The 15,738-nt window shown below is 35.0% G+C and carries 18 protein-coding genes; 9 read left to right on the top strand and 9 right to left on the bottom strand.

What is annotated here, in order from left to right; translation table 11 throughout:
* Nucleotides 1-84: 84 nt before the first annotated feature.
* Nucleotides 85-1,548 carry a YdiU family protein gene (locus R4Z10_RS11675; RefSeq protein WP_338469481.1) on the top strand — a complete coding sequence of 488 codons (1,464 nt, stop codon included), beginning with the start codon at nt 85-87 and terminating at the stop codon, nt 1,546-1,548.
* 66 nt (nt 1,549-1,614) lie between these two features.
* Here R4Z10_RS11675 and R4Z10_RS11670 read toward each other — a convergent pair whose 3' ends face one another.
* Nucleotides 1,615-2,637 carry an aromatic acid exporter family protein gene (locus tag R4Z10_RS11670; protein ID WP_338469480.1) on the bottom strand — a complete coding sequence of 341 codons (1,023 nt, stop codon included), beginning with the start codon at nt 2,635-2,637 and terminating at the stop codon, nt 1,615-1,617.
* A 218-nt stretch (nt 2,638-2,855) separates the two neighbouring features.
* Here R4Z10_RS11670 and R4Z10_RS11665 point away from each other — a divergent pair, with 218 nt between their 5' ends.
* Nucleotides 2,856-3,302, top strand: coding sequence for a DUF6376 family protein (locus R4Z10_RS11665; protein WP_338469479.1), 447 nt, complete (start codon nt 2,856-2,858; stop codon nt 3,300-3,302).
* 44 nt (nt 3,303-3,346) lie between these two features.
* Here the strand turns inward: R4Z10_RS11665 and R4Z10_RS11660 are convergent, their stop codons facing one another.
* From R4Z10_RS11660 to R4Z10_RS11650, 3 genes are all read right to left on the bottom strand, one after another.
* Nucleotides 3,347-3,559 (bottom strand): hypothetical protein, encoded by a 213-nt coding sequence (locus R4Z10_RS11660; RefSeq protein ID WP_338469478.1) that lies wholly within the window; start codon nt 3,557-3,559, stop codon nt 3,347-3,349.
* Between the two features lie 29 nt (nt 3,560-3,588).
* Complete coding sequence (locus R4Z10_RS11655; protein ID WP_338469477.1) at nt 3,589-3,747, bottom strand: hypothetical protein; 159 nt, start codon at nt 3,745-3,747, stop codon at nt 3,589-3,591.
* A gap of 238 nt (nt 3,748-3,985) precedes the next feature.
* Nucleotides 3,986-4,852 (bottom strand): protein-glutamine gamma-glutamyltransferase, encoded by an 867-nt coding sequence (locus tag R4Z10_RS11650; RefSeq protein ID WP_338469476.1) that lies wholly within the window; start codon nt 4,850-4,852, stop codon nt 3,986-3,988.
* A gap of 242 nt (nt 4,853-5,094) precedes the next feature.
* On the opposite strand from R4Z10_RS11650, the gene R4Z10_RS11645 reads away from it, so the two are divergent.
* Nucleotides 5,095-6,096, top strand: a complete 1,002-nt coding sequence (locus R4Z10_RS11645; protein WP_338469475.1) for an LLM class flavin-dependent oxidoreductase — start codon at nt 5,095-5,097, stop codon at nt 6,094-6,096.
* Between the two features lie 46 nt (nt 6,097-6,142).
* On the opposite strand, the gene R4Z10_RS11640 is transcribed toward R4Z10_RS11645, so the two are convergent.
* Both R4Z10_RS11640 and R4Z10_RS11635 read right to left on the bottom strand, forming a co-directional pair.
* Nucleotides 6,143-6,448, bottom strand: coding sequence for a hypothetical protein (locus tag R4Z10_RS11640; protein ID WP_338469474.1), 306 nt, complete (start codon nt 6,446-6,448; stop codon nt 6,143-6,145).
* 530 nt (nt 6,449-6,978) lie between these two features.
* Entirely contained in the window at nt 6,979-7,566 is a 588-nt protein-coding gene (locus R4Z10_RS11635; RefSeq protein WP_338469473.1) for a guanylate kinase, read from the bottom strand.
* 618 nt (nt 7,567-8,184) lie between these two features.
* Between R4Z10_RS11635 and R4Z10_RS11630 the strand changes: the two genes are divergently transcribed.
* The gene (locus R4Z10_RS11630) at nt 8,185-8,961 is read left to right on the top strand and encodes a TerC family protein (protein ID WP_338469472.1); all 777 of its coding nucleotides are present in this window, start codon (nt 8,185-8,187) and stop codon (nt 8,959-8,961) included.
* A 41-nt stretch (nt 8,962-9,002) separates the two neighbouring features.
* On the opposite strand, the gene R4Z10_RS11625 is transcribed toward R4Z10_RS11630, so the two are convergent.
* Entirely contained in the window at nt 9,003-9,719 is a 717-nt protein-coding gene (locus R4Z10_RS11625; protein WP_338469471.1) for a cell wall hydrolase, read from the bottom strand.
* A 364-nt stretch (nt 9,720-10,083) separates the two neighbouring features.
* On the opposite strand from R4Z10_RS11625, the gene R4Z10_RS11620 reads away from it, so the two are divergent.
* From R4Z10_RS11620 to R4Z10_RS11600, 5 genes are all read left to right on the top strand, one after another.
* Nucleotides 10,084-10,269 (top strand): hypothetical protein, encoded by a 186-nt coding sequence (locus R4Z10_RS11620; protein WP_338469470.1) that lies wholly within the window; start codon nt 10,084-10,086, stop codon nt 10,267-10,269.
* Between the two features lie 528 nt (nt 10,270-10,797).
* Nucleotides 10,798-11,751: a magnesium/cobalt transporter CorA gene (gene corA / locus R4Z10_RS11615; RefSeq protein ID WP_338469469.1), complete on the top strand. Its 954-nt coding sequence runs from the start codon at nt 10,798-10,800 to the stop codon at nt 11,749-11,751.
* Nucleotides 11,752-11,921: 170 nt separating this feature from the next.
* On the top strand, nt 11,922-12,389 hold the full coding sequence (locus R4Z10_RS11610; RefSeq protein WP_338469468.1) for a hypothetical protein: 468 nt from the start codon (nt 11,922-11,924) through the stop codon (nt 12,387-12,389).
* Between the two features lie 199 nt (nt 12,390-12,588).
* On the top strand, nt 12,589-13,227 hold the full coding sequence (gene folE, locus R4Z10_RS11605) for a GTP cyclohydrolase I FolE (protein ID WP_338469467.1): 639 nt from the start codon (nt 12,589-12,591) through the stop codon (nt 13,225-13,227).
* A 224-nt stretch (nt 13,228-13,451) separates the two neighbouring features.
* Entirely contained in the window at nt 13,452-14,228 is a 777-nt protein-coding gene (locus tag R4Z10_RS11600; protein ID WP_338469466.1) for an SDR family oxidoreductase, read from the top strand.
* A 625-nt stretch (nt 14,229-14,853) separates the two neighbouring features.
* Here the strand turns inward: R4Z10_RS11600 and R4Z10_RS11595 are convergent.
* Both R4Z10_RS11595 and R4Z10_RS11590 read right to left on the bottom strand, forming a co-directional pair.
* On the bottom strand, nt 14,854-15,078 hold the full coding sequence (locus R4Z10_RS11595) for a hypothetical protein (RefSeq protein WP_338469465.1): 225 nt from the start codon (nt 15,076-15,078) through the stop codon (nt 14,854-14,856).
* Nucleotides 15,079-15,258: 180 nt separating this feature from the next.
* Nucleotides 15,259-15,612: a DUF1992 domain-containing protein gene (locus R4Z10_RS11590; RefSeq protein WP_338469464.1), complete on the bottom strand. Its 354-nt coding sequence runs from the start codon at nt 15,610-15,612 to the stop codon at nt 15,259-15,261.
* Nucleotides 15,613-15,738 lie beyond the last annotated feature (126 nt).

The following is a 15,738-nucleotide window of genomic DNA, read 5'->3' as shown; positions in this document are numbered from 1 at the left end:
TTATCAGCCTTATTACTTGCATAACCTCCTATCAAAAGTGGACAATATCATTGTAATATCTATAATTTTAAAAAAGGAGACCCAATGAAAAACGATCAAATATCTCTAGGTTGGAATTTCAGTAATAGTTATGTTAAGCTACCTACCCTCTTTTATAGCAAACAAAACCCCGATCCTGTCGAAGAACCGGAGATTGTAATTTTTAATGAAGTTTTAGCTAAGCAACTTGGATTGAATATTATAGAACACAGAAAAGAGGCTGCAGCCGTATTTGCTGGAAACCAAACTCCTGAAGGAGCGATCCCTATCGCACAAGCATATGCTGGGCATCAATTCGGGCATTTTGCAAGGCTAGGAGATGGTCGCGCAATCCTGCTCGGGGAACATGTTACACCTGATGAAGAGCGTTTCGATATTCAGCTTAAAGGCTCAGGTCGAACCCCATATTCTCGAGGAGGCGATGGACGTGCAGCACTGGGACCTATGCTTCGTGAATATATTATCAGTGAAGCAATGCATAATCTAGGAATCCCAACGACTCGAAGTTTAGCAGTTGTGACAACAGGTGAGCCGATTCATCGTGAAACTGTTTTGCCTGGTGCTATTTTGACACGTATTGCCTCAAGTCATATACGTGTTGGCACATTTCAATATGCTGCCAACTGGGGAGATAAGGAAAACCTAAAAACGCTGGCTGATTATACAATTAATAGGCATTTTCCTGATCTAGAACAGAGTGAGGAGCGCTATTTAAATTTCTTACGCGAAGTGATAAATCGTCAAGCATTTCTTATTTCAAAATGGCAATTGGTTGGTTTTATCCACGGGGTGATGAATACCGATAATGTAACGATAAGCGGAGAAACCATTGATTACGGCCCGTGTGCTTTTATGGATACTTATGATCCTGCAACTGTATTTAGCTCCATTGATCGAGAGGGCCGCTACGCTTACGGGAATCAACCTTATATCGGTGCGTGGAATCTTGCTCGTTTTGCTGAGGCTTTATTGCCATTATTAGATGATAATCAAGAACAAGCTGTTGAATTGGCTGAAAAGGAAATTTCTAAGTTTTCAGAGCTATTTGGTAAATATTGGCTAGATGGGATGAGGGCCAAACTTGGCTTAATGGATGAAGGCCAGGAGGACGAGGAATTAATTAAAGATCTCTTACAACTTATGCAAGAATATCGCGCAGATTATACGAACACATTCCGTGCGTTGACATTGGATAAGTTAGACGGGGAAAAGCTATTTGAGAAAGAAGGCTTTCAACTATGGTATCAACGTTGGCAGCACCGGTTGAACAGTCAGCAAGAGAAGGAAACGGCGATTAGATTGATGAGAAAGAGCAATCCCGCTGTTATTCCACGTAATCATCGAGTTGAAGAAGCGCTTAATGCTGCTGTTGAAGAAGAAGATTTAAGTGTCATGGAGAAACTTCTAGACGCACTCGCAGATCCATATGCATACAGCAAACAACAAGAAGAGTATTGTGAATTTCCTGCATCAACTGACCAACCTTATCGAACCTTTTGTGGAACATGATAACTTAGGCGGCATTTTTCGTAGACCATACAAACGAAAAAGCCGCCTTGTAAAAAAGCTAGAAGGCTACTGACCTTTTTTCATATATTGTTCCACAACTGTATTTAAGCGGTCAATTTGATAAGCATAGTTATAGATAGAAGAACCGATGACGGTAAGTTGAGGTTTTTTATCCCGGCTGTAAGCTGTCATCACATTTTCAAGAAAAATTTCAGCTTCATTCATAAAGTCTTCATGAAAATGTGGTTCATTCTCTTTGATATTTCCATCAAATTTCATTAAAAAGAGTTCATGATACTTACTAAGCTGCTCAAGTTTTTGGTCAAACAACTGATCATCTTCGGGTGTAGGTTGACACCGAAAATAAAAAGAGTCAATATCTTCTAATACGATGAAGCCTTGTTGGAGTGATTTAAACATTTGTTTAAAAACAACGATTTCTCGCAAGTCTAAATGATTCAATTTCCCTATTTTTCCCCGTTCTTCACTAAAAAGTTTGTATTGTTCCTCTAATTGTAAAAGGTGATCTTCTAATTGACTCATTTGTTCTTGAAAAAACTTCTCTGTCATCTCATCTGAAATTGCAGTTCTCATAAGTATGGACATGTTTTGAAAAACACTGTGGACCTTTGCGATATAAGTTTTCTTATAGTTTGGTGGCGAAATCAACGTATTAACTAATAAGGCAGAAATTAACCCAATAAAGGTCACAATGAAACGGTGAATAGCATAACTGATATCCTCGTTTCCAGGCGCGCTCATAATCGCAAGAACGGTGACTAAAGTAAGGGCAATGGTTTCGGCCATTTTAATTTTTAAACTAATTGCAATTACAATAATCATGACGAGTCCAATTGAGAATGGGTCATTCCCTAGAAAATAGACACCTAAAAGGGCAATGATTCCACCCATTATATTGGCTAGCACTTGATTTCTTCCCTGTTTCCATGTTCGATAAATGGACGGTTGTATGGTGTGAATTGCAGCAATCCCTGCAAACACCGCTTGATCCAAATTGAGTACTGAACAAATATATAATGCCAAGGCAACGGCAATTCCAGTCTTTATCACGCGCGGACCTAACTTCACTATCTCTAAATCCTCCATTCCAACCTGTTTCTGAATCTAGGTTGACACCTATCTATGTAATTTCAATTCAATTCAAATATACGTTCAAATGTTCCGATTAGCAATGAAAATATCGGACAATGTTTGAAGTTATATTGAAAAAATAAATGAAACTTCTTATTCCAATAATCGTAAAGATAGATAGCATTGTTGAATGGAAGATTGGAGGAACTTTATAAATGAGAAAATTATGGATCGGGATATTGATCACCGTTGGATTGGTTCTTGGTGGATGTTCTTTTGTCGAAGAAGCGAATAACACAGTAAGTTATGTAAATGAGGCAACAAGCTATTTAAATGAGGTTAATGACTTTGTAAATGAAGTACCTGCTATTGCATCAGAAGCTGTTAATGATCCACAGACTTTGACTGAATTAGAGTCAAAGCTTATTGATATGAAGAATGAAATTCAATCTTTTAGTGAGGTTCAAGCACCAGAAATTACAGCGGATCTTCATCAACAAATACTAGATTATAGTCAACAAGCTGAAGAAGGTATTGACCTATATTTAACTCATATCGAGGAAGGGAAATTTGACCCAAGCATTCTAGAAGATGCAGAATTATTTCAGACACTAGAAGAGATCACAACGATTGTTGACGAAATTAAACAGCTAGGTCTATAAATAATAAGTGCGGATCAACAATTGATCCGCTTCATTTGACTTTGTTACTGTAAATTAATCGTGAAATTATGTTGTGTTAAGGTAGAAATAATGCGTTCCTTCGATATCTTCTTTTCATCATACTGTATTTTTACTTCTCCATCAGCCGTGTCAATTAAGACTCTTTCCACACCATTTAATTCATGGAGGAACTGTTCAATTTGTTGGATCGTTTCACCCGATGTGGCTTCATTAATAAAAATGGTTTCTTCTGTCATAAGTGTAAAAAGCTCCTTTGCTATGTCTACTACGATTTATCTTTACCCCTTTGTTGCTGAATCGAAACATTTTTAGGTAATTCAGGATAGGTGGCTTTCCCTGCATCAGGACCTGTCAGGTCATTTCGTTGATCCAATACTTTTCCCGTAAATTCAACAGGACGTCCAATAGGATTTTTAAGTGCCATTGTTTTCACCTCCATTAATTAGAATGGTTGAAAACGATCACCTAATGACAGGTAAATTTTCCTGTGTAAAGGACTTATTAGAATAAATATAAAAAGCTGCTTTTCTCCATCTTACTAATGGAGTTAGCAGCTCATTTGATTTTACAGGCTTAACCGGCATTAACACCCCCAACTTGAGGTTATTAGTAAAATAAAGGAAGATAAGTGGGGGATGAAAGAACCCCCATTGATGGAAACTTCACCTTATCCGAAGCGGGTGTGTGGGCTGATAATATCGATATAAAAGAGCTTCATATTGATTACAAGGAATTGAAGCTTGATTATGGTGGATAATAGCATATTGAAACGTATTTTGTGAAATTTCCCGCAATGGTTGCATGAATTGTGCTAAATATTTAAATGATGGCCTTGTCACGTAATTGGTTCGATAAGCCGATCGTGTACTTCCTGGTATACGGTTTGAATTAAGAAAATTAATTATTTCTTCTGCACTTTGAATGCCAACTCCATGTGCGAAATACTTGCCATCACCAAGTACAACTGCATTTTCTCCTCTTAACCAAGAAACGTTCGGATCAAAATCAGGATTATTAAAATAAATAACGTCACCTGGTAAAATATGATCCATATTTTTAGAATGGATTCCTAAGTCTGTGTCCGCATGCCAACTATATAGATAAAGATTATGAAACAATTGGTTGAAAAGAAATTTATCGATGCTTTTTAGGACAGCATGATAAAAAATGATCATAATGGCTGTTGCGCATTCAAATCCGTAAAGAAAGCCATTTTTAAAAATATCTTCAATGGCATCAGAAGGGGGGATCCCTGGTTTAAGTAAAAAACCACCTGTGCTCGTCAAACTCCAATATTGTGGATTACAGCGCGACGTAGAAAATACTTCAAATGATACACCACTATAATTCATCGAAATGGCACTCGAAATGATATTTTTCCGTAATGTTAGTTCAAAGATCAATTCATTAAGGGAATGATAGTAATAATAATTGGGATCATTCTGCATTTTTTGGAATATAGCATGTTCTACACTACCAGTTGGCAACAAGTCTTGAGGAAAACTAGTCATACCAATGATTTGAATCAAACAGATCCCTCCTTATAATTGGAGAATTATTTTTATACAAGTTTAATAATTAAGTTCTATTCTAAACAAGGCTATGTTGTTAGAGGAAGGATTATGAATAATTAAGCATAAGTTTACATAACATTATTATTTGCTATTAACGAAAAATAGTTATTATAAAAAAGAAATACTAAGCAAAAAGTTTTTTTCTCATTTCAAAGATTGTTACGATATGTGTAGGAATGTAAGAAAGGAATGTTACTATGACGAAAATAAATATACCTGTATCCGTTTTAAATTTGGCACCGATCAGAGAAGGAGATGAACCAAAAGAAGCGATTGATGCGGTGGTAGACCTAGCTCAAGCAACAGAAAAAATGGGCTATAAACGCTATTGGATTGCAGAACACCATAATTCATCTAATCTAGTTAGTTCAGCAACAGCAATTTTGATTAAACATGTGCTGGAACATACAAAAGAAATAGCGATTGGCTCTGGGGGTATTATGTTGCCAAATCATTCGCCACTTGTTGTAGCGGAGCAATTTGGAACGATGGCTACAATATATCCTGGGCGTGTGGAATTAGGACTTGGCCGGGCTCCCGGAACAGATATGATGACTGCAAGTGCTTTAAGACGTTCTCAAAATGACTCTGTTTTCACGTTTCCAAATGATGTGAAATCACTGCTTACTTATTTTGGACCAGAGGAAATCCAATCATATGTGAAAGCTTATCCAGGTGTAGGAACAGGAGTTCCGATTTATATTCTAGGTTCGTCAACAGACTCGGCACATTTAGCAGCAAGCCTTGGACTTCCGTATGTTTTTGCTTCCCATTTTGCACCAAGATATATGGAAGCGGCGATTCGTATTTATCGTGAGAAATTCCAACCATCTCAATATTTAGATAAGCCATATATGATTGTTTGTTTAAATGTAATTGCGGCAGAATCTGATGAGGAAGCAGAGTTTTTATCTTCGACGATGCAACAGTTCTTTCTAAATGTCGTTAAAAACACACAAATGAAGCTGCAACCACCTGTTGAATCGTTAAATGGAAATTGGTCACCAATGGAAAGAGAAATGGCTTCTTCCATGACAAGTGTGACATTATTAGGAAGCAAGGATTCAATTCGTCAGCAATTAATAAAATTTCAAGAACATTATGATGTAGAAGAAATCATGGCTGTTTCCTATATTTATGATAAGGTTAAACAGAAGAGGTCTTATGAGATTTTAAAGGAAGTTGTTGACGGAAAGTAAGGGGGCCTGTCCATATCTAACACAATAGTTATGGACAGGAGATTGCTTAAAACCAAGCATCATCAACAGAACTGGTATCTGCAATTAGAGACGCTGCATTTGTAATGGCCTGTGCAAGCGTGTCTCCAGTTGCACAAAAATCGTCAAAACATACTTCTGTCCCGCCTTTTTCGGTATACTTTATTCCATACTCTTCTAACTTTTCGACGATTAGCAGTGCATGTGTAAGATTATGTTCTGGTTGAAAATCAGAAGTTGGGATGAATTGATTGCTTGCCAAATCATACCATCGATCATGACGATTTAATTTCCAACCAAGTATTTTCCTAGCCACGGCTTCAGTTTTGTTCATACTCGTCCCTCCTATTACTGGATTTATTTTCCTATTTTACCACGTAAGTATGTTTCGGACTATTAATATATCCCAATATTTGAAACAAGGGAGAAACTTTACGTATAATATTAAAAAATGCACTCAAAAGTTCATTAACGGGAACAATCGAGTGCATTTTTAACTTTTATCAGGCTTAACGGGCAGTAAGACCTCCATCTCAAGATTCTAAGTTTAATAAAAGAAGATAAGTGGGGGATCAATTGCCCGTAAAGCTCCGGAAGTTGAACACAGACTAAATACGCCTACGGCAACGTCTGCGTGACCAGCATGCTGCTAGTCTCAACTAACCATCAGTGGGGGATGAATGAAAACTCCACTGATGGAAGTTTCACTTTATTGAAAATTATTTGCAGGTAATGTCAAAAGTAGAATTTTTATACTCCTATCTCTGGAGAAGGTACATACCTGGAGAGGAAATGGTACATGGTTCCATCCGGTTTTGAACACTGTACCATACAAATAACGTAGATGTTAGAACAACGTTAACGTTAATCCGTAATAATTAAATTTCTTTCTAAAAAGGCTTCAATAACTTCACTAACTTGATATGAAACTTGAGGGAGATCAAAATTTTCAAAAACATGTTCACATTGATTTTTATAGTTCATATTTTCTTGATAGTGATTCATATGACGTTTTATATCCTCATCACTTTCTTGTCGAGCTTTCAAACGATTATAGACGGTATCCTTATCGGCATAAATGAATAGTCGTGTTACTTGATCTCCATACATTCGCTTTAACTTTTCGGTACCTTCTGGATTAAGAGTTAAATAGACAAGTTGGTGTTTCTTAAATGCATTGACAATATCTTGTTCACGAATTCCATAATAAAAGCCATCAATTTTAACACATTCAAGAAATTCATGATTTTGTTCCATCTTTTTAAACTGAGCTTCATTTATAAAATAATAATCCTCGCCATCTTTTTCATAATGGCGTGGGGAACGAGTAGTATAGGAAAGAACGGTTTCCATATCAAAGGATGTTGCGACCATTTTAGCGATTGTTTTTCTTCCAGAACCATCTGGGCCTGTGTAAATAAAAATTTGTTCTTTTTCTTTAATGTTATACATTCGGTTTCCTCCTTTAGCTTATAAGTTTCTAGCCCATACTTAAAGTATATATAATTAAATATTTAAAGTATGACAAACTAATTATACCATATTGTTAGAAAAAATGGAAAATTCAGATAAATAATTTTTACCAACAAAAAACGACACGACTATATAAGTTGAAGTTATTGATCAGTTTTATTAAGTATATAGAATAGAATAACATAAAATATAGCTGTCAGCGTTTCACAATTGTAAATTTTATAATAAGTTGCTAAATGACGTTGACATTTCCTCTGTTAATCTTGTATATTGATTATATAAATTTGAATAGTCTTTCTCCTAAAGGGGAGTAGCTTTTACAACAAAGTCGTCATTTCGGATGCATTAGCACCCGGCTTTGTTGGCAACAAACTTGTTGTTAGCAAGACCTTTACCAATTGGGTAAAGGTCTTTTATTGTTTAAAAACCTTTACCTTACCTGGGTAAAGGTTTTCTTTTTAGAAAAATGGATATATAGAAGGAAACAAACATGTTACTAAGCAGACTAAACTTACTTCTAGTACAGAACTCCATGAATTAATTCGTGTTGTTCACAGTCTGAAGGGTCAAAAAACGGAATTAATAGGGGGTTCTTAATTGGAAATTACATTACTCTTAGAATACGGTTGGGTTTTACTGTTATTGATTGCTTTAGAAGGGTTGTTAGCCGCTGATAATGCACTTGTACTTGCAATTATGGTTAGACATTTACCGGAAAAGGAACGGAAAAAGGCGTTATTTTATGGGCTTGCTGGAGCCTTTGTATTCCGGTTCGGTTCCTTATTTATCATTTCATACTTAGTCGACGTCTGGCAAATTCAAGCAATTGGCGCGTTATATTTATTATTTATTGCTATAAATCACATAGTTCGAAAGCTTGCGTTTAAAAAAGGTAGGGACGAACAGGAAGAGTCAAGTAAAAAGAAATCAGGTTTCTGGGGAACCGTTTTTAAAGTGGAATTGGCCGATATTGCCTTTGCCATTGATTCTATATTAGCAGCAGTTGCACTAGCGATGACCTTGCCAAATACCAATTTGCCAAATATTGGAGGCTTGGATGGCGGAAAATTCCTTGTTATTTTTGCAGGAGGGTTAATCGGCTTAATCATTATGCGGTTTGCGGCCAACATTTTTGTTAAGCTGCTTCATTCAAGACCAGGTCTAGAAATTGCTGCTTTTGCGATTGTTGGCTGGGTCGGTGTAAAATTAGCAGTGTTAACTCTTGGACATGAGGCCATTGGAATCATTCCACATGATTTTGCACATTCAACAGAATGGAAGTTAATTTTCTATGGCGTATTGATTTTGATTGCTGTAAGTGGTTGGTTTTTTACTGGGACTAAAAAGAAGAGAGAAAACCAAACAGCTATTTAATAAAAACCACCTTGGAACTCCAAGGTGGTTTCATTTTTAACTTATTTTTTTAATACATGATCTCCAATCACAACTGTTGTGTCTCTTGTATCTAACCAACGATTCGTAGCGATATCTGGGTTATAAAAGAATAAAGAGTCCCCCGTAACATCATGTCCATCTGAAAAGGCGGCTTGAACCGCTTGCATGGATTCCTCAGTAGTTGGTTTATGGATTTCACCATTTGTAACTGGTTGAAATTGGCCTGGCTCATAAATTACTTCAGTAATACTGTCAGGAAACTGTGAGTTTTCCATCCGATTTAAGACCACTTCAGCTACAGCCTTTTTTCCTTCACAAGATTCGGTATTGGCTTCTGAGCGAACTAAACGAGCCAACAAATCAACCACTTCATTAGATATATTTTCTGCAATTCCTGCAACAGAGGATGTATTTTCATTAGAGGTTAAATGATTCTCAGCACCAGCCTGGGAACTTACCTCTATTATATTATGGTCTTCTTCTGTCACTTCATGGTTGTTCGCAGTGATGGTTGGAATTGTTGTTGGATCTGAACTTGCAATATTAACCCTTTGTCCAACATCGATCAAATCAAAGTTTTGTATTTGTGGATTGGTGATTGCCAATTGATCTAACGATAAGTTGTAATTCTGTGTTAATTTTGACATCGTGTCTCCTTTTACAACCGTGTATGCAGATGCAGATGTTGTTACAAGAAATGTTCCGAGAATAATAAAAAGCGTCGTTAGTTTTTTCAAAATAAGTCCTCCTAGTTCGTATAAGATTTGCTCCTATGAAAGCTTGTATCTAATACCATTACTATGACGAAATAATATGTAATAGTATTACAGTTGATTTACAGACCTATAACAGCTAGCTTTTTGTTTATTTGGTGTATTCTAAGAAATATTAACTTATAGTACTATGTGCTAAATACACAATAATTAGAGTAGAATTCTCGTACATAATACAGATGATTAATCCAAATTTATATACTCGTTCAAATTATTAATAAAAGAAATGGGAATAGTAAAGGAAGATATACGAGATAAGAATATGTGAGCGACTTTTACTCAAAATATAACAATTCAATGGAAAAAAAGTTGAAAGGGGAATTCAATCTTGAACTCAAACAACGAGACTAACGAGTATAAAAGAAGACAGTTAGCACAGCAAATTTTTCATGAAGCTCAAGAAGGTTATTATCAATCTTCAATGAACTTCTACCAAGCAGTCACGAGTGAACTAAGAAATTACTCTGACCAAACAATTGACATATTAGTACGACAAAAAAGGTTATATGATTAAATTAGGAAGGAACATGCACTAATCAAATAAAAGCAGAAGCAATATTAATTGCTTCTGCTACTGGTTAAAGGTCATTCATCTCAAGTGGGTTTCTCCCTCTACGTCGATTTATATTTAACCGATTGATTTGATTCATATCCTCGTTCTTAATATAAAATCAAATATATCAAAGTTTTCTTGTAGTTGATTTTGAAATCACGATCGAATGGTTTTGGATGTGCCAGCGTAACACAATCTGTGCAGTTTTGCTTGCTCGTTATCTACACGCCAAACGCAAAATCTTAATTGTGGCATACGAATCCCATTGTTTAACGTTACTAATTCCATTATATATCTCTCCTACGCTTATAAAAAATAAATTTAATCCCATACATTTTAAGGTAACAATGTACAAGAGGTTTTCAAATTATTACCAAACAAAGGAAGTTTTTCTCATGGAAATAAAACCTGAAGTGCGGGAAACCTAAAAATAAAGGAATAAGATAAGTACGGGAATTCCTTAATATGTAAAGGGTGCTGGATTAAATTATGATTAGAATAATTGGAATAACAAGCGATTATGAGTTAGAAACAAATCTTTCTATTAATAATGTTAAATTTTCTCGGTATCTTTGGTATTGGGTAGACTTCACGGAGCCAACTAATGAGGATCTAAGCCATTTATCTAAAACTTTCCATTTTCATCCACTATCAATTGAAGATTGTATCCATCGACTTCAGCGGCCGAAATTAGACTATTACGATACATATACTTTTTTTGTTACTCATACCGTAAAAGAAGAGGGAAGAGAGCTTATTAAAGAGGAATTAAATTTCTTTATAGGGGAAGATTACATTGTTTCCTATCATCGTCAACCAGTTATTGAAGTTACACAAGTGTGGGATCGGTTATTAGCTCGAAAGAACCTTAATAAGTGGGACCCGTATTTTGTGTTTTACGATATCCTCGATAAGATTGTCGATAATTACTTTCCGATTATCTATCAAATTGAAGACGAATTAGATCGGATAGAAGATAATACACAAAACAAATCAATGGATTATTTAATGAATGAACTGTTCGAAGTTCGTTATATGGTTTTAACATTAAGACATACAGTAAATCCAATGCGTGACTTGCTTTATCGAATGTTAAATTCCCACCACCTTAAAGGAATTCATAAACGGAGAGAATACTTTTCTAATATTTATGATCATTTACTAAAAATATCGGAGATGCTTATGTCGAATCGTGAATTAACAGCTGATATCCGAGATAGTTATCTTTCCTTAAATTCGCACCAAACGAATCATGTGATGAAAGTGTTAACGATCATTACCTCGATTTTTTCGCCATTAACATTTATTGCTGGTATATATGGAATGAACTTTAAGAATATACCAGAGTTAGGATGGGAGTATAGTTATTTTATTATTTTAGGGATCATGCTCTTAATAAGTATCCTCATGATTCTATGGTTTAAGAAAAAGAGATGGTTTTAAAGTACATTAATAAAAAAAAAGATCCAGTGAACAGCATTAAATGGAAGTCACTGGATCTTTTAAATTTAAATCACATAGAAGTATTGAGAAAATCTATAAGTTAATGTCTAACTTTTGTAAATACTAAAAAAGGAGCAGTTAACATACTATAAGGAAAAAAGGAGATTCTCATGAGACAACCGATTGAGGTACTCTTATGGAGTATTGCATTACCGGGATTCGGGCAGTTGTTAAACGGTAGATTCCTAAAAGGAATTGTTTTTATCTTATTGGAAATTATTATTAATGTACAATCAAGATTTAATGAACTCATTGTTTTAAGCTTCCTAGGTGAAACGGAAAAGGCACTTTCTCTTACTAATTATCAATGGTTAATGTTCTATCCCTGCATATACTTTTATGCAATGTGGGATGCGTATAGAGATGCAGGGGGTGCAAAACATAAGTTTTCCTTTCTCCCTTATGTTTTCTGTGCCTATTTTGTTACTGTAGGTTTAATTTACTCGCCAAAAGTAAATGTTCTTGGTTTTCCAATAGGTCCTGTTTGGTTGCCAATGCTATCTGTCATACCAGGAATAATTGTTGGCAATATATTAATCCAAATTGGAAAAAGGTTAGGGTCAACTGCTTTTAAATAATTTATTAATTAATCGTTTCTTATTATTTAATTTAATCATGTTTGAAAATACTTTAAAACGCTTTCTAAGCGTTTTTTATGTTAATATAAAATATAAACATTTTTCAATAACTCTATTCAATTTTAACATTTAGAATACCAATTTCGTGCAGGGATGGTTATAATAGAGTTTAATCTTTAAAAGAGGAGAGTAACTGTAAATGGCTGTAAAGGAAAGTTCAATATACACAAAATCATTGATGGAGCTACTAGACAATGATCCTACCAATCTAGGAAAAAAACTAGCTCAATCTGAAAATATAATGGATGGTCTTAAAGATTTAATCCGTTTATGTGGAGATGATCCGGACCGTAACGGTCTTGAAGAGACCCCTTTTCGAGTTTTAAAAGCCTTTCTTGAATATACAGAAGGGTATCGTGAAGATCCAAAAGAACATTTAGAGAAAGTCTTTGATGTGGATCATCAAGAACTTGTGCTTGTTAAAAATATTGAATTCCACTCAATGTGTGAACATCACTTTGCTCCGTTTTTTGGTGTGGCGCATGTTGGTTACATTCCAAACGAAAAAATTACGGGTTTATCAAAAATAGGCAGAATGGTGGAAGGTTATGCAAAGCGTTTCCAAGTTCAAGAACGATTAACAAATCAAATTGCAGAGGCGATTGAAGAAATCTTAGAGCCCAATGGAACAATGGTTGTTATTGAAGCAAAACATATGTGTATGTGTGGCAGGGGAATTAAAAAAGTCAATTCTTCGACCACGACAACATCTGTTAGAGGAGTATTTGCTGAAAAAGGTGAATCAAAAATGGAGTTTCTAACATTATTAAATCGATAATTTAACTTCAATCAATAAATGCTTTTTGTACCAAAAGCTTGCGACAGGTTCACAAGTCCCCCTCTTGTAAAAGTGGGGGTTTAAATTTCAGCTGAAAAGCCTGAGCTTAGGTGAATGTCTGGATTTTGATGGGAATAATTTTCTCTAGCGAGCATAATTAAAGTAGAGACAAAAATTCGACGGATAAATTAGATTAAAATGGGGAATAGGGAGGCTGAAGCGGTGTGAAACATGCTGTCATTACTGCTGGTTCCAAAGGTCTCGGAAGAATGGTTACAGAGCAATTTCTACAAATGGGTTGCTCTGTCACTGTCAATTACAGAAATGATGCAGCTAGAGTGTCTCAATTGAAGAAAGAATGGAAGCAATATGAGAATCAATTACAATTTGTTTATGGGGATATTACGAATAAGGAACATATAAAACTAATCGTTGAAAAAGCAATGAATCGATTTGGCAGGATTGACTATTTAATCAATAATGCTGGGCCGTATATTTTTGAACGAAAGAAATTAGTTGATTATGCTGACCATGAGTGGGAGGAAATGATTGATGGTAATCTCTCCTCTGTCTTTTACTTTTTGAAATTATGTATACCTATTATGCGAAATCAAAAGTTCGGTCGGATTATTACATACGGTTTTCAAGATGCCGAACATACACCCGCGTGGAAATATCGATCTGCTTACAGTGCTGCGAAAGTAGGGTTGGTCTCGCTAACAAAAACAATTGCATTGGAAGAGGCAGAATATGGCATTACAGCGAACATGGTTTGTCCAGGAGATATAATCGGTGAAATGAAGGAATCCAATATCATGAATTCAAGACATATAATAAATAAGGACACTCCGATTGGCCGCTCTGGTACAGGAGAAGATATTGCAAGAATTATTCGGTTTTTATGTGAGGAAAATTCAGATTTTATTACAGGTAGCGTAATCTCAGCATCAGGTGGGGTACATGTAGTCAATCGTGAAAAGAAAAATATTCAGAATAATTAAAATAATAGGTGTTATCGAATCTCTGATAACACCTATTTGTATTTTTAGCCGTAATACAAATAAATAAATTATTTGAGGACAACGAATGATCAGAAGAGAAATAAAGACGATCTAAAGTTAATTATGAAAATGATAGAGAGGACCATAACAATTATATTAAAGGAAAATAACAATCAATGGAATGGAATTTATCCGGCTAGACTTTCTAAAATAAATCATTGTATGTATTAGAAAAAGGTCGTTATGTTATGGGATCAATCGCAATGGATCGATACCTGCCAGTAGAATAAATCACCCATTCGTTTTATGGAGAACAAAGGGGATGCTCATACTATTTTATGCATAGTGGTGGACCCAGCTGTAAGAGGGAAGTACATCTCAATTAATGACTTTTGCAGAGGAGGTAGCAAGACAAAATAGAGTTCGCTACATAAAAATGGATGAGTATTCCATAAATAAAAAACTCAAGCCTTGTTCGAGAAGAATAGATTTCCCAAAGTAGGAGAAATGACTTTCAAGGCAACAAGCATCCTTGTTACTTTATGACAAAATCCATGGAATAGACGTTAACTGAAAAAAGAGACTGTCTGTGACAAGTTAGGAACACAAAGACAGTCTATATTCATTAGTAAACATATAAATATCTTTCGACAAATTCACATACCTCATTTTTGTTAGGCGTATATTTCTTCAAAGTATCTTCAGCTTCTTCAATAAAAGGAAGAAAATCAAGGTTTGTTTTCAATTCTAGGATGGAAATATCTCCACTAACTAATTGTAATGCAGCTTCTTGTAGTTTTTTATTGTTGACTTGAAACAAAAGAAAAGCTAGACAACTAATTCGATCCATGTTTTTTCCACCTTTCAAAACACTTGTTATAACATTAATTCGCGATCATATTACATAAAACCTGCTATTTTTTTATAAAAATATAAATATTGGCAAATTACAACTCAAAATAGCGGACTTTACATTTCCCTTCAAAAACAGGGTAATAAAAAAACCCCACAAACTTTGGAAGTTGAGGGGTTACTTAAATAATTTCTGGTAAATTTGCTGGGCATATTGTTTGAATTTTGCATTATGTTGCCACTTTTTTTCTTGTGCTAATTCATTAAATTGAACCCTTTTTTGAAAAAAACCTTTATTTTCTCCATCCGTTGCATAAGATAATAAATCTTGGATGGTTACATCCTCATGCTGTACTTTATCATTTGATGGAACATAACCAGCATTTTTTAATACTTTAAAACCAAGCTTTAATTCCGGAGATAGTCCTGGCAACTCATCTCGATAATCTAGAGATTTACCCATTCCAGGAATGTCATCGAACTCTCCATTATCCACAGCCTTTTTTATTTTTTCCTCAACAAATAAATACATATTTCATTCCTTTCAGAATCGTTTTCATTTATCTTAACAAATTACTTGTTACAGTAAAAGATACTGAAATGCGAAAATGTGTTAATTAGAAGAAAATGGCAAATACTAATCATATGGACGTTATAA

It is taken from the genome of Niallia sp. XMNu-256 (genome assembly GCF_036670015.1).
Taxonomy (GTDB): domain Bacteria; phylum Bacillota; class Bacilli; order Bacillales; family Cytobacillaceae; genus Bacillus_BD.
Note: the sequence above shows the minus strand (reverse complement) of the source record. Positions and strands in the feature narration are given on the sequence as shown.

Bases quoted from the DNA above. Each gene is read 5' to 3' on its own strand.
- R4Z10_RS11595 (WP_338469465.1), bottom strand. From the start codon at position 15,078: ATGGATCGAATTAGTTGTCTAGCTTTTCTTTTGTTTCAAGTCAACAAT.
- R4Z10_RS11665 (WP_338469479.1), top strand. From the start codon at position 2,856: ATGAGAAAATTATGGATCGGGATATTGATCACCGTTGGATTGGTTCTT.
- R4Z10_RS11655 (WP_338469477.1), bottom strand. From the start codon at position 3,747: ATGGCACTTAAAAATCCTATTGGACGTCCTGTTGAATTTACGGGAAAA.
- R4Z10_RS11660 (WP_338469478.1), bottom strand. From the start codon at position 3,559: ATGACAGAAGAAACCATTTTTATTAATGAAGCCACATCGGGTGAAACG.
- R4Z10_RS11590 (WP_338469464.1), bottom strand. From the start codon at position 15,612: ATGTATTTATTTGTTGAGGAAAAAATAAAAAAGGCTGTGGATAATGGA.
- folE (WP_338469467.1), top strand. From the start codon at position 12,589: ATGGCTGTAAAGGAAAGTTCAATATACACAAAATCATTGATGGAGCTA.
- R4Z10_RS11675 (WP_338469481.1), top strand. From the start codon at position 85: ATGAAAAACGATCAAATATCTCTAGGTTGGAATTTCAGTAATAGTTAT.
- corA (WP_338469469.1), top strand. From the start codon at position 10,798: ATGATTAGAATAATTGGAATAACAAGCGATTATGAGTTAGAAACAAAT.
- R4Z10_RS11635 (WP_338469473.1), bottom strand. From the start codon at position 7,566: ATGTATAACATTAAAGAAAAAGAACAAATTTTTATTTACACAGGCCCA.
- R4Z10_RS11610 (WP_338469468.1), top strand. From the start codon at position 11,922: ATGAGACAACCGATTGAGGTACTCTTATGGAGTATTGCATTACCGGGA.
- R4Z10_RS11645 (WP_338469475.1), top strand. From the start codon at position 5,095: ATGACGAAAATAAATATACCTGTATCCGTTTTAAATTTGGCACCGATC.
- R4Z10_RS11640 (WP_338469474.1), bottom strand. From the start codon at position 6,448: ATGAACAAAACTGAAGCCGTGGCTAGGAAAATACTTGGTTGGAAATTA.